This window comes from Paenibacillus sp. FSL R5-0923, assembly GCF_038009145.1.
GTDB lineage: Bacteria > Bacillota > Bacilli > Paenibacillales > Paenibacillaceae > Paenibacillus_AQ.
The window spans coordinates 2,263,803-2,278,035 of record NZ_JBBPAT010000001.1 but is presented as its reverse complement, the minus strand read 5'-3'; the positions used below and the strand labels follow the sequence as shown (position 1 = coordinate 2,278,035).

The following is a 14,233-nucleotide window of genomic DNA, read 5'->3' as shown; positions in this document are numbered from 1 at the left end:
TGAATATAGAGATATAAATTTATATAAACGACCAACGAACCCTTTTTTTATAAGGATTTATTGGTCATTTATTTTCTTTTATCCAAAACACCTTTTGGATTAAAAATCATTCTTTTATTGTACAAAACCGATTTATGTGATAATTTCAAATTATACATCATTATACTGGGATAAATTCATTACCCTAGGAGGAACTCAAATGAGTAAACAGTTGGATGCCGTCACTTTCGGGGAGCCGATGGCGATGTTTTATGCGAATGAAACGGGTCCCCTGCATGAAGTATTTTCGTTCTCCAAAGCGTTGGCAGGTGCCGAGAGCAATGTTGCTACAGGCTTATCGCGCTTAAATCATCCTACAGGTTATGTTACGAAGCTTGGCGAAGATAACTTTGGTCATTTCATTGCTCAAGCAATGAAGAAAGAGAACATTGATACCACCAACATTACTTTTACTAAAGAAAATTCAACGGGTATGTTAATCAAATCAAAGGTTGTTACAGGCGATCCTAAAGTCGAATACTTCCGCAAAAATTCCGCAGCCTCCAAGCTTAGTCTGGTTGATTTTGACGAGGCATACTTTAATGCTGCAGGACATTTACACGTAACAAGTATCTCCGCCGCCTTATCCAAGAGCTGTCATGAATTCTCTGTTCATGCTATGGAGTTTATGAAGCGACAAGGAAAGACGGTCTCTCTCGATCCAAATCTGCGTCCTAGCTTATGGCCGGATACAGAAACGATGGTGAACACGATCAATGATCTGGCTACACGCTGTGATTGGTTCCTTCCAGGACTCGGTGAAGGCAAGATTCTTACAGGTCTAAGTACGCCAGAAGAAATTGCGGACTATTATCTGGTGCGTGGCGTCAGCTTAGTCGTCATCAAGCTCGGACCTGAAGGCGCTTACTATAAATCCGCTGAAGGAGAAGGTTATGTAGACGGGTTTAAGGTAGAGCAGGTCGTTGATACCGTAGGTGCAGGTGATGGTTTTGCCGTTGGTGTAATCAGTGCGATGCTGGAAAAGCTTCCGATTGTTGAGGCCGTCAAACGTGGCAATGCGATCGGTGCGTTAGCTGTCATGTCGCCTGGCGATATGGATGGACTTCCGACCCGTGAGGAGCTTGCGAAGTTTATGCAGCAGGAGGTTTAAGCACATATTTGATATGGTAATGGGGGGGCCGCATTTCCAGGAAATTTCCGGGGTATTTATGCCCCACTTTCTGCTTCTTCTCAGTATCATTCCCTGGTATAGGGAATTCCTCACTTTAATTTTGCGTTTTAGTCTATAAATCGAAGAGTATAGGGAAAACCTCCTTCTAATTCATCGGATTTTGACTCATTTCGGGTTTTATCCGAATTTATATGGAGGAAATCCCTATACTCATTGAGAACAACCGGAATTCTAATAATTATAGGGAGGAAATCCGTATAATCCCGTATCCCACATTCCTCCACTTACATCGCACAATGAAAAAGTTATCCCTTATTCATCCATACCTTTCGCTGAACTAAGAATGTAAAATTGTACCTTTGCAGGTTTATTCGCTGCCTGTAACTACTGATTAGTTAACATCTGCATCTTTGAGCTACCCCGTGCTATTTAACCCTTGATCAGTCCTTACATTTACGTAAAAAATGCCGTCTCACAGTTGAACTGTGGAACGGCATTTCTTTGTATTTTTATAGCCTATACTTATTTATAAGACTTCACAGACTGCCCTTGTTGCAATGTCGGCGGAAAACGATAAGTGATAGGAACAGAAGCGCCCTTATCCTCGATACAAGAGAGTATAATCTTAGCGGCTTGCATGCCCATTTCGTAAGCAGGTTGACGAATTGTTGTAATGACCGGATTATAAATTTGCGCGAACTCCGCATCATCTATACCGATGACAGACAATTGTTCCGGAATAGCGATGGCATTTCGATTCGCATATTTCAAAATCTCTGCTAGCGTGATATCGTTCGTAGCCAATAACGCTGTCGGAGGGTCCGGCAACGCTAAAAGGCGCTTCAGTCCTGCAGCTAATTCTTCTTTTGGCACACTACAAATATACTCCTCACGCAGCGTTAGGTCCGCTTCTTCCATTGCTTTTTTATAACCACTGATCCGCTCTTTACGAGGGGTAATCGCATGTTCCCCTAACGGCAGGGTGACCAGAGCAATTCGCTCATGGCCTTGCTGTGTAAGCTGTCCCACACCTATCTTGGCCGCCATTTCATTGTCGAGCAGCAAGCTCTGCGTAGTGATTCCATCTACCAGACGATCCATAAATACTAACGGAAAATCCGCCTCTATTAGTCGGCTGTATGCAGATGGATTGTTTCCCGTCGGAAAAATAATCAAACCGTCCACCTGGCGGGCAACTAAGGTTTCGACGTACTTGCTTTCTTTTTCCGTATTCTCATCGGCATTGCATATGATTACTTGGATTCCGTGTTGCTGCAGCTCGTTCTCGATCGCCCGGATACATTGAATAGACAGCGAATAATCGATATTAGCAACGATGATTCCGACCATATGCGTCCGATTCTGTTTCAGACTGCGCGCAAGTCCATTCGGTTGATAATTGAGCTCCTCAATCACAGCCTCGATCCGGTTTTTCGTCGCTTCACTCATATATTTAAAACGTTTGTTCAAAAATTGGGAAACCGTACTCTTCGACACTCCCGCTTTTTGAGCCACATCATCAATTGTTAACTTCTTCATCACTTCGGCTCCACTCTTCTCAAAAGAAAATTACTTTATCAAAAAGTATAGCTTTTATTGGGTGAATTATCTACTAAGGAGTATTGTTCATAAAATCCATATAAAGCTTATTTTGTTGCTCTTCCGATAAAAAAGCCCAATTCTCATCCAGCCACCCCAATCCAGCTTTCATAAGAATATCCGCTTTACGTTGTTCCCCGCCCACTTTATAATCCATGATTAGTGTTTCTCCCTTAATCTCTTTAAACCCAATTGCTATAGCAGATGTTGGAATGCTCATGGTCTCCATATCATAAAGTACGGTTTTCTCTTTGTACTTTTTATCCCCTGCATATTCTAAGTAACTAAGTACGAGCTGCTCATGCTCCTTATCAACAGCAATGATTGACTTGTAATCTAATAGTGTATCATCAAAGGATTTAAGCGTGATCAGTACCACAGTTTCCCCTGCCGCTGCTTTTTTAACATTAAGCATTGAAAATTCACCATCCTCATACATACCTACACCAAGAGTCTTTTTGTAAGAAGTTAACAGGACATAATCTCCCGCTCCAAAAACCCCACTCAAATATTGATAAGTACTTGCCCCTCCCGCATAAAGAGGAAAAGTATATATCCTAGTAGCCGAAGAAGCCGATAGCTCCGTCTGGTCCTTCGAGCTCAGGTAAAGGGTGAACGGCTCTGTAGGATGTGTGTACTTTGGCTTCTTGTAGTCAACCATCGGGGGTGGCGGCGACCAAAGGATTCCCGCTGTTGTCTCCACGGCATATGCTTTAGTCTTATCTCTGCTCATTGGCAAAGGCATGTAGTATTTCTTACCGCTAATCTCAAACTCTGCTGGGCTTGTCGGAGGCTCTGACGCTTTGTCATTAGTAACAGGAGTAGAAGAAGGCAGTATCGCTGCGGCTTGTGACTGCACCGATGAAGATTGGACTGGACCCTGACTCTTCCATGCACCTATAGGCAAGTTAAGTGCACCTATCAACAAAATCATAGCCACACTGGTCAGTAGCAAACTTTTGTTTATTCGATAACGTCTGTGATTTTTATTTTTAAGCGTAGCAGCCTGTTCGATCTGAATCATCAGCTCAGGTGTAAAGCCATCTTCAATAAAAGGTTTTTTGCCTGCTTGCGCATACCAATCATTCTGTCCGATCATCACCGGGTTACTGTCATCAGCTTTGCCTCTCATTCTCTCTCCTCCTTCTGGATGGCTTGCTTAACCTTCTCCCTCGCTCGCGCGAGTCGAGATTTCACAGTCCCCTGAGCTATATTCAGCAAATCAGACATTTCGGCAATCGATAGTCCATGCTGAATATCCAGTACAAGCACCTCTCTGTTCTTATCTGGTAGGTTCATAATCATTTCCCAGATTCGGTTCGCATACTGATTTCCGAGCGCTTCTCTTTCCGCAGACGGAGCATTTACAGTAACAGGTTGATCTCCAAATGGTATGAATCTGCGCCAAAAGCTATTTTTACTCCAACTAAAGGCTGTATTTCTAGTAATCGTGAGTAGCCAAGTTTTCATCGACGATTGTCCCCGGTACTTCCCCACATTTTTATATGCCTTCAAAAACACTTCTTGGCTAATATCATTCGCTTGCTCACGGCTTCTAGTTAAGAAAAAAGCATAATTCCACACATCCGATCCATACTCCTCCATCATTTCCCGCAAGGTCATTTCGGACGCATACGCTTCTGCATATGGCATATCTTCGCTTAGCATGTTTCGTCTCACCCCTTGCCTAAAAAGACTTTCCAAACTTGAAAAAGTTCCCTTTAAAATAAATAATTAGGTCATTTATTACTTAACAGCATAATCTCTATATCCGTCTATTAAAAAGCACCACCGATGAACGCTTAAACGTCATCAGTGGTGCTCACGTGTCCGATTGGGGGAGCTGAATTTATCTGTAAATAGCTTTCTATTGCATTTCGTGCAATAGAACTTGATTTTCCAACTCCATAGAAAGATTCTGTTGCACTTCATGCAATAGATACTATTAAAATTCAGAGAATTAGGCGTTTTCCTTCATTTTGAGTGTACAAAGTACAGTAGAATGAAGATCCAGCTATCTTGGATTGCGTTCTATTGCACAAAATGCAATGCCTCCATCAACTTATATCGCACTTCAACCCCCTCCGCCCGCACCCGCATCTGTATCTCCCCCTGCTGATCCGTCCGGAATATAGATGCATGGTGATCTTCCAATCGCTCCAACACCTCAGCTTTCGGGTGACCATACAGATTATTAACACCCGCAGAAATCACCGCTGCTGCAGGCTGCCAGAAGTCAAGCCAAGCTTCGCCAGAAGATGTCTTGCTCCCATGGTGAGCCACCTTCAGCACATCAATGACAGGTCCAGCGCTGATCCCCTTTTGCTTAGCCTTCTCTACAATCCCCTCCTCGGCGTCCAGATCCATATCTCCGGTGAATAGAAAGTTCCTACCATTCATCTCTAAGCGAAAAGCTACCGAATCGTGGTTCTGGTCTTCCAGTAGAGGAATGCCATTCTGATAAGGAGTACCCGACACTTCTCCATCCCTTCCCTCCGGCCATAAAAAGGACAGCTCCGTCTTGTCATCCGGGGAAAGGGTCATTCCTTGATGCACAGCATACAACTGAACATCCCTCTCTAGTGCAGTCCTCATCATCCCCATATAAAACTCGCGATCAACTAACGTTCCATTAAAAAGCAACGCCGAAACCGGAATTTCATCCAACACGGCTTGGAGTCCTCCGGCATGATCCTGATCTCCATGTGTCAAAATAATCGCATCTAAACGGTGGATACCACGTTTTTTCAGCAGAGGCACCAGCACTTTACCGCCAACCTCGAACGGACTTCGGCGAACGCGCCACTCTTCTTTTTGACCAAAGTTTAAGGTTCCACCACCGTCCACTAGAATATGTGCTCCACTCGGTGTAGTGATGAGAATGCTGTCGCCCTGTCCGATATCCAGATAACTAATTGTACCTCTACCTGCTTGAGCATCCGACTGATAACCCCTATACAGCAACATCCCCAGTCCAACTGCCAATAGCAGAACAATCACTCCGCTCCAGCGTCCAACCATGGAAGCACCAATAGCAAACTGTGCATTCCTCACTTTCTCAAACCCACCGTGACTGTTCACAGATAAACCAGCCTCCGCTAATGGTCTAGTCTCATCCTCCATATATTGCGGTGCAGAACGAGCTTCCTTTCTTAGCTTGGCAACATACAGCAGACCATACAACAAAACATAGTACACCCCGATCCACAGCAGTGAAGACGAGCCCCAAATCAGTACTCCACCAGTAAATTCATTGATCCACTCCACAGCGTAAAAAGTAAAGTTATTCAGCAGCTCCGTAACATGTGCCAGTACTTTTGCAGCATCTTCCCACAGTCGTCCAAGCAGTAGCGCAAGCGTCCCTAGCGGCAATACTACAAAGGTAATAAAAGGTACAAAGACCAAATTGGCGACAAAGGATAGTAGCGAAAACTGATTAAAATAATAAATCGTGAGCGGGAAAGAAACTAATTGGGCCACTAACGTCACAGAGACCGCACCTTTAAGCCAGCGTGGCAGTATGCTCAAAAGAGGATTCATAAGCGGAACGTATACCATCAAACCCAGGGTCACCAGAAAAGACAGCTGGAAGCTGACACTGAGCAGCATATAAGGATTCCAGATCAACATAACCAGTGCCGATGCCGCCAAAATATTCAGTCCATCCTTCAACATTCCAACTCTTGCAGCGAGCAAGGCAATCATACTCATCAGCCCCGCACGCACAATGGACGGACCCGCACCAGACAAGAGGACGTATACCGGAACGAGTATGAAAGTGAGCGTTAGTGCGGTCTCTTTTGTCAAGCGTAAGCGTCTGAACAGAAATAAAAGAACGCCTACATACACCGCTACATGCATACCTGAAATAGCGAGAATATGCGTCAAACCGAGCTGGGAGAACTGCTTAAAGGTATCCGGATCGAGATCATCCTGCATCCCAATGATTAAGCCCTTCATGTACCCAGAGTGGCGTCCTTGAAAAAGATGGTCCAGCTCCGCCCCAAGGGCCGTTCGCGCGCTGTCATTTAAGCGAAAAATCGTTAACGGACTCCATGAATCTGGCACGGTTACCCTTATATTTTCCGCTCCCTGCCCCTTCAATAGCCAATGAATCTTCTTCGTATGTAAATAAGCACGATAATCGAAGCCTCCAAAATTACGCGCTACTGCCGGCTCTTCCAGCACGCCATTAAGCAGCACCTCATCCCCTCTTCGCCACTTCGCAGCGACAGCAATTTCTTGCTCAGCCAGAAGTTTGATCTGAACTGCGATTAACTCCCCTTGCATCTTGCTGTCCTGTCCATCCAAAGGATCAGATGAATTATCATCTCCTTCTGCAAGTAGGTTCATATGTAAGAGCTTCATTATAAAATCAACCCGATCCCCATCCCGTTCCACGACGGAAATGATCGTGCCTCTAGCTTCCACGGGGCTCTCATTCAGCTCTGCAATCGTGCTACCCAGCGCTTCAGGAATTCCGCTAATATTGCGAGCTTCGTTCCACTCCCAATATCCAGCCGCTAAAGAAATGGATAAACACAACATGGCTATGTATTTCCAACTTACTGTTCCCCACACCCTCAGACTCACCAGTAAAAGTATTAATCCAGCCCATGCTAACAGCAGTCCGTTCCCTGAGATTAAGCAAGCCGCTGCGCTTCCAGCCACCCAACATACTGTAAAGCTTAACAAGGGTCTTTCCTTCACGTGCCCATCCCCCTTTCACAATACTGGATACAAAAAAAGAACCTCTGCATACGCCATAAAAGCGCACGAGAGGTTCTTCCTCAAGCCATCTTATTAAATTGGAGTTATACAGATCAGCTATTCCGATACTTTGATCATCGTTTCACTTGGCGGCTCATAGTTCTCCAATTGACGAAATATGATACCCTTGGCAGCCATCATCGCTTCAACCTTTTCCATATCCTTACGGTAAGGTCGGTAATACACGATTTCCACGATACCACTGTTCGCCAGCATATTGGCGCAGGTCCAGCAAGGCTCATCTGTCACATAGACGGTACTGCCTTCCCGATCGATTCGGTCTGTAAATAGCAAAAGATTCTGTTCCGCATGAATCGTGCGAATACAGCGCTGTTTCTTCACCATTGTCTCTACGCCATCCACGATTTCCATTTCATATTGCTCCGAGAGCATACAGCCTGCCTCTGAACAATCAGGTACGCCCATTGGCGCCCCGTTGTACGCTGTTCCTAGCAACTTCTTGCCTTGTACCAGCACAGCACCCACATGTCGGCGATTACAGCGTGAACGAGTTGAGACCATGCAGGCAATGTCCATGAAGTAAGTATCCCAGTCTTTACGATAAGCAGCAGTCATAATCAATCTCCATATCCTTCTAAATAGTTGTTAACTATTGTAGCACATCCCCGCAAGTATTCACTAGGACAACGGTTGTAGCACATTCAACAGTACCTTCAATACCCTTTTATCTTCAAAATATTACTAAAGGCTTTAGCTTTTCAAGCATTTTGGGCCCGATCCCCTTCACCTTCCCCAAATCTGACAGACTACGAAAAGCCCCTTCACGGTTGCGGTATTCGATTATAGTCTGGGCCTTCTTCTCTCCGATGCCCGGAAGATCCATCAGCTCCTTAGCACCCGCAGTGTTCACATTTATTTTACCATCCTGTGAAGCGACTGACGTGGTAACTTCAAGCGCCTCCAAAGCATTCTCTCCAGTAACTGTTGTCCCTTTTTCATCTACTGGAGTCGGGACAGTATGATCTACTTGTGCAGTATCCTTCACCTTCTGAGCAGCATCAGACTTATCACTAACTTCAGCCTTTCCAGCACTATCATTTTTCCCAGAAGCATCAGTCTTCCCAGTAGCTTCGGCTCCCACTGTAACTTTCCCAGCACTTTGCTTATCTACCTTCGTCTGCTGGCCTCCCACTTTGCCCTCTGTAGTCGAAGCTTCATCTGGCTCAGCGACTCCAATCGCTTGTTCCATGCTTCCATTCAAGGTTTCCCATCCGGCAATGCCGGAATCCCCCTTGTTCCCTGCAGACCATAGCAACCCACCACCCAGTAGAGCTACAACCACTCCGAGCACTATATTCCCTTTATTCAAAATGCGCTCCCCCTCACGAAAATTCGTCCTATACTTTTTTGTGAATCTTCATACATTCCTTTAATTGGAATTCCCTTTAATAATTCATACAAAACCTGTCATTTGTCCAAGGCTATCCTGCATACATATAACGAAGAGAATTCATGTCAGTTAGTAAAAAGCAATGCTAGAAAGGAGGAACCACAGGTGAAAGTAGGATTTATCGGAACAGGCAGCATGGGCAGCCTGCTGATCGACGCCTTTCTTTCTTCCGGAGCGCTAGAACCGTGTGATGTGCTTGCCAGCAACCGCAGCCTGAATAAGCTGCTGGAGCTTGAGAAGCGTCACCCCGGCATTTCCATTTGCGGAAGCAATAGGGAGACCGCGTTAGGAAGTGATATCGTTTTTTTATGCGTAAAGCCACTTGAATTTAAAACATTAACAGATGAGATCGGCTCATGTCTCCGGAGTGAGCAAATTGTCGTATCCATTACAAGTCCAGTTCAATTGCATCATCTGGAATCCGCTTTGCCGTCCAAAATTGCCAAGATCATCCCAAGCATTACGCACTGCGTCAAGAGTGGGACTTCACTGTGCATATTTGGCAGCAGGCTTAATAAAGAAGACAGGCTTGTACTGCTACAGCTATTGTCTTTCATAGGTGTTCCCTTAGAAATCCAAGAAGCACATACCCGAATCGCTTCTGATTTCTCCAGCTGTGGACCTGCGTTCTTAAGCTATTTCATTGAGCGCTGGATAGAAGCAGCCGTTGAGGCCACTGGAATTGAAGAGACATTAATCAGCCGACTCGCTGGTGAAATGCTGCTTGGAACAGGCAAATTACTGACAGAAGGGGAGTTTACCCCGCAAGAGCTTCAAGAACGGGTCGCTGTTCGCGGTGGCATTACCGCAGAAGCGTTAAACCACTTACGTACCAGTCTAGATGGTGTATTTGAACGCCTCATCACGACAACGCATGATAAATATGATGAGGATGTTATTAAGCTTGATGAGCTATTCGGACACGACACTATTAATCAGGGTCCTAAAGAACGTTAGAACAACAAAGCCCGCAGCACGGATTTCTCCGATGCTGCGGGCAGAATTGCGTTCTTCGCTTAACCCACTACAATATTTACAAGTTTGCCAGGAACCGCAATAATCTTGCGTACGGTTTTACCTTCTACAGCTGCACTCACATTAGGAAGTGACAGCGCATGAGCTTGCATTTCTTCCTGACCCATATCCAGCGGAATCAGGGCGCGTTGTACGATTTTACCATTAACTTGAATAACGATTTCAACCTCAGCATCGACTGTCCATGCTTCATCATAAGTTGGCCAAGCCACGTAGCTGATGCTTCCTTCATGACCAAGCAGTTGCCACAGCTCTTCAGCAATATGCGGCGCCAGTGGTGACAACATTTGCACAAAGTGTTCGGCAGCTTCATGGGACAAGGTTTCTTGCTTGTAGGCATCGTTAATGAAAATCATCAACTGGCTAATCGCCGTATTGAAACGCAGATGTTCGAAATCCTCAGTGACTTTCTTAATCGTTTTGTGCCAAGTACGTTTGAACTCTTCCGTACCGCCATCTGCTGTGATTTTGGAATTGAGCTTACCTTCCTCATTCACGAACAGGCGCCATACACGGGACAAGAACCGGTGAACCCCTTCAACACCCTTTTCATTCCAAGGTTTGGTTGCTTCCAGAGGGCCCATAAACATTTCATAGACACGCAGTGTATCTGCACCGAAAGCTTCAACAATCTCATCAGGGTTGATGACATTTCCGCGTGATTTACTCATTTTTTCATTATTATTTCCAAGAATCATGCCTTGGTTAACCAGCTTATGGAAAGGCTCTTTCGTTTCCACTACGCCGATATCATAAAGCACCTTGTGCCAGAAACGTGCATAGAGCAAGTGAAGTACGGCATGCTCCGCTCCGCCAATGTACAGATCCACTGGAAGCCATGCTTTTTGCTTCTCAGGGGAGCACAGCTCTTGATCGTTTTTCGGATCAATATAACGCAGGTAGTACCAGCAGCTGCCCGCCCATTGCGGCATGGTGTTGGTCTCACGGCGAGCCTTCATACCAGTCTCAGGATCGATCGTTTCCACCCACTCTGTTACATTGGCAAGTGGAGACTCCCCAGTACCCGATGGTTTGATCGCATCTACATCAGGCAGTACCAGCGGCAGCTGATCAACCGGAACAGTCTTCATTGTACCGTCTTCCAGATGCAGAATTGGAATCGGCTCTCCCCAGTAGCGTTGACGGCTGAACAGCCAGTCGCGCAGACGATAGGTTACTTTACCTTTACCTACGCCCTTCTCTTCCAGCCAAGCAATCACCTTCGCAATTGCTTCTTCATTCTTAAGTCCATTCAAGAAATCAGAATTGACATGCGGTCCGTCTCCGGAATATGCCTCTTCTTCAACGTTGCCACCTTGTACAACTTCCACGATATTCAGGCCGAATTGTTTAGCAAATTCCCAGTCGCGCGTATCGTGACCTGGAACCGCCATGATCGCACCCGTTCCATATCCGGCAAGTACATAATCTGCAATCCAGATCGGTGCCTTGGCGCCATTCACAGGATTGATTGCATACGCACCCGTGAATACTCCGCTCTTCTCTTTAGCCAAATCTGTACGTTCCAGATCGCTCTTATGAGAAGCTTTCACACGATATTCTGCAATCGCTGCACGTTGTGCTTCTGTTGTAATGGCATCAACCAGTTCATGCTCTGGTGCTAATACGCAGTAGCTAGCTCCGAACAATGTATCTGGACGTGTTGTAAACACGGTCAGGCTAGCATCGTGACCTTCAATTTCAAAGTTCACTTCTGCACCTGTAGATTTGCCGATCCAGTTGCGCTGCATATCCTTGATGCTCTCAGACCAATCCAGCTCTTCCAGATCTTCAAGCAGACGCTCAGCATATTCAGTAATTCTCAGAATCCACTGACGCATCGGTTTGCGGACAACCGGATGTCCTCCGCGCTCACTTTTACCATCAATAACTTCTTCGTTGGCAAGTACTGTACCCAGTGCCTCGCACCAGTTAACAGGTACTTCTGCTACATAAGCCAAGCCTTTGTTGTACAACTGGATGAAAATCCACTGCGTCCATTTGTAATAATCTGGATCTGTAGTGCTGATCTCGCGATCCCAGTCGTAGGAGAAACCCAGCGATTTGATCTGACGACGGAAATTATCGATGTTCTTATCTGTGAAATCACGTGGATGCTGACCTGTATCCATTGCATACTGCTCTGCAGGAAGTCCAAAAGCATCCCAGCCCATTGGGTGCAGCACGTTAAAACCACGCATCCGTTTGTAACGGGATACGATATCCGTTGCTGTGTAGCCTTCTGGATGACCTACGTGCAGTCCTGCACCTGAAGGGTACGGGAACATATCCAGTGCATAGAAATTCGGTTTGGTTGGATCTTCACCTGTCTTAAAACTTTTGTTCTCATCCCAGAACTTTTGCCACTTGGGCTCAATAGCCTGCGCCCGGTAACCGCCGGCAGGTATACTGTTTGTTTGATTGTCGCTCATTGTCTGCTCCTCCTTGGAGTATTACTACTTAGATTTCTTAACCAAGCATAAACGCCATCGGCATCCTTATAAGGACGGTGAGCGTTTATGCGAGAAATATAAGACATGAAGTATTTCGGGAAACCTATACCCTCTTATATTTACAAAAAAACCTCCCATCCCTAGCGTATTATCGCTAGGGACGAGAGGTTATAATTCCCGTGGTACCACCCTAGTTAGCGGCTGAATATACTTTATTCTGCCACTCACTTTGCACCCTTTAGCGGGGGTGAGGCGACGGCGGTTCACCTAGGACATCCATTATGTCTAGCGGATTTCCTGAAACTTGCGCCGTTACTCCGAGGTGAGTTCACTCCGTTCCGTTAACCGGCTCGCACCTTAGTGCCGGCTCTCTGCAATAACGGTATAGAATTAATACTCCTCATCATCGATCAACTATATATACCGACTGTTCATCAGTAATATTCCCCAACATTATATACAAAACTGTTGACTATAGTCAATGTTTTACCCTATTTACACGGGCTTTCGTTTGATTAAATACGTCATAAAGTGTTGAATAACGACTTTTGCAGCCGCGAAAAACGGTACAGCAAGGATAAGTCCGATCATTCCCGCCAATTCACCGCCAACCAGAAGCGCAAAAATAATGAGCAGCGGATGCAAATGCAGCTTCTTTCCCACCACCTGTGGTGAAATAATGTTACTTTCCACGATTTGGCACACTGTGTTAACCACTGCAACCAACAGCACTAAACGAAAAGAAACAGTCGAAGCCATTACAATGGCTGGTGCAGCCCCCAAAAAGGGACCCATATACGGAACAATATTGAACACTGCCACCACACTCGCAAACAGTAAAGCATACGGCATTCCGATGATGGCATAACCGATATAAGCAAGCACACCTATAATAATGCAGACCAGAAACTGTCCACGAATGTAGTTGCCGAGTGCATCATCGATATCTTTTAACAAAGTTACAATAGACTTGCGCCGTGCGCGGGGCAGACAAGAAACCACCGTCCGCTCAAACACATCAAAATCCTTCAGAATATAGAACACTAGAAACGGTACGATGAAAGCATTGAACAGCACATTAATCGTTGTCCCTATATTATCGAGAAAATTAGAAATCCCTTCGGCGAGACGACTTTCCAATTGGAAAAACCAGTTGTTCATCCCCATCTCGACCCCGGGCGGGATTAGTCTAGAATTCATATGTCGCATCAGCCCTTGGGCTTGCAGCGTCATCTCTGGCAAATGTTCATTCAACTCTTCAAGCTGCTCGATAAACATTGGGATAAGGTTAATTGCGATCACTGCAATCGCCGTTAGGAATACTGCATATATTAGTAGAACAGCTACACTACGCGGCATCTTCCGTCCGGCCAGCATACTAACGACGGGATTCAATACGTAGGAAATAATCATAGCTGCCAGAAATGGAGCGAGGATTGCCTTCAAAAATACAAATATCCCCTGCAGCATTGGACGAAGCAACCAAACGAAATACAAAATGATCAGGGAGAGCAGCACTCCGATCATCCAGCGGAACCACTTACTTTGGGACCATTGCTCCATGAGTGTACCCTCCTGCGACTGTAGCCTGGACTAGCTTCGTAAATAAGTATATGTATGGCCGCAGCAAAATAACCATCAAGCACACAAAATAACCCCACAAAGTGAGGCCTGTGCTTCGATGCTTTGCGGGGAACCCAAAAAAAGCGCCAATAACCCTGCAGCTGATTTCAACTGAAAGGAGATTGACGCTTTAAGTACATAGATCATTCTTGCTTACAAAGCAAGATTCAT

The 14,233-nt window shown here is 45.5% G+C and carries 10 protein-coding genes; 2 read left to right on the top strand and 8 right to left on the bottom strand.

The genetic code is table 11. The features are described 5' to 3' along the window. The first annotated feature begins 199 nt into the window (after positions 1–199). Positions 200–1,150 (top strand): sugar kinase, encoded by a 951-nt coding sequence (locus MKX35_RS10125; protein WP_076299691.1) that lies wholly within the window; start codon positions 200–202, stop codon positions 1,148–1,150. Positions 1,151–1,693: 543 nt separating this feature from the next. On the opposite strand, the gene MKX35_RS10120 is transcribed toward MKX35_RS10125, so the two are convergent. From MKX35_RS10120 to MKX35_RS10095, 6 genes are all read right to left on the bottom strand, one after another. Beyond that, positions 1,694–2,710, bottom strand: coding sequence for a LacI family DNA-binding transcriptional regulator (locus MKX35_RS10120; RefSeq protein ID WP_076299692.1), 1,017 nt, complete (start codon positions 2,708–2,710; stop codon positions 1,694–1,696). 73 nt (positions 2,711–2,783) lie between these two features. Next, positions 2,784–3,902 carry a hypothetical protein gene (locus MKX35_RS10115; protein ID WP_076299693.1) on the bottom strand — a complete coding sequence of 373 codons (1,119 nt, stop codon included), beginning with the start codon at positions 3,900–3,902 and terminating at the stop codon, positions 2,784–2,786. Continuing rightward, positions 3,899–4,438: an RNA polymerase sigma factor gene (locus MKX35_RS10110; protein WP_042191039.1), complete on the bottom strand. Its 540-nt coding sequence runs from the start codon at positions 4,436–4,438 to the stop codon at positions 3,899–3,901. Before MKX35_RS10110 ends, MKX35_RS10115 begins: the two co-directional genes overlap by 4 nt. A 363-nt stretch (positions 4,439–4,801) precedes the next feature. Next, entirely contained in the window at positions 4,802–7,480 is a 2,679-nt protein-coding gene (locus MKX35_RS10105; RefSeq protein WP_081382903.1) for a ComEC/Rec2 family competence protein, read from the bottom strand. A gap of 117 nt (positions 7,481–7,597) precedes the next feature. Beyond that, entirely contained in the window at positions 7,598–8,116 is a 519-nt protein-coding gene (locus MKX35_RS10100) for a deoxycytidylate deaminase (RefSeq protein WP_042191041.1), read from the bottom strand. 115 nt (positions 8,117–8,231) lie between these two features. After that, on the bottom strand, positions 8,232–8,870 hold the full coding sequence (locus MKX35_RS10095; protein ID WP_076299694.1) for a ComEA family DNA-binding protein: 639 nt from the start codon (positions 8,868–8,870) through the stop codon (positions 8,232–8,234). A 186-nt stretch (positions 8,871–9,056) separates the two neighbouring features. Between MKX35_RS10095 and comER the strand changes: the two genes are divergently transcribed. Next, entirely contained in the window at positions 9,057–9,908 is an 852-nt protein-coding gene (gene comER, locus MKX35_RS10090; protein ID WP_076284823.1) for a late competence protein ComER, read from the top strand. Positions 9,909–9,967: 59 nt separating this feature from the next. Here comER and leuS read toward each other — a convergent pair whose 3' ends face one another. Next, the gene (gene leuS, locus MKX35_RS10085; RefSeq protein ID WP_076299695.1) at positions 9,968–12,418 is read right to left on the bottom strand and encodes a leucine--tRNA ligase; all 2,451 of its coding nucleotides are present in this window, start codon (positions 12,416–12,418) and stop codon (positions 9,968–9,970) included. Positions 12,419–12,934: 516 nt separating this feature from the next. After that, positions 12,935–14,002: an AI-2E family transporter gene (locus tag MKX35_RS10080; RefSeq protein WP_042191048.1), complete on the bottom strand. Its 1,068-nt coding sequence runs from the start codon at positions 14,000–14,002 to the stop codon at positions 12,935–12,937. Between the last annotated feature and the right edge of the window lie 231 nt (positions 14,003–14,233).

Excerpts from the sequence above, each read along its gene's own strand:
- MKX35_RS10110 (WP_042191039.1), bottom strand. The coding sequence starts at position 4,438 with ATGCTAAGCGAAGATATGCCATATGCAGAAGCGTATGCGTCCGAAATG.
- MKX35_RS10115 (WP_076299693.1), bottom strand. The coding sequence starts at position 3,902 with ATGAGAGGCAAAGCTGATGACAGTAACCCGGTGATGATCGGACAGAAT.
- MKX35_RS10080 (WP_042191048.1), bottom strand. The coding sequence starts at position 14,002 with ATGGAGCAATGGTCCCAAAGTAAGTGGTTCCGCTGGATGATCGGAGTG.
- MKX35_RS10100 (WP_042191041.1), bottom strand. The coding sequence starts at position 8,116 with ATGACTGCTGCTTATCGTAAAGACTGGGATACTTACTTCATGGACATT.
- MKX35_RS10125 (WP_076299691.1), top strand. The coding sequence starts at position 200 with ATGAGTAAACAGTTGGATGCCGTCACTTTCGGGGAGCCGATGGCGATG.
- MKX35_RS10120 (WP_076299692.1), bottom strand. The coding sequence starts at position 2,710 with ATGAAGAAGTTAACAATTGATGATGTGGCTCAAAAAGCGGGAGTGTCG.
- leuS (WP_076299695.1), bottom strand. The coding sequence starts at position 12,418 with ATGAGCGACAATCAAACAAACAGTATACCTGCCGGCGGTTACCGGGCG.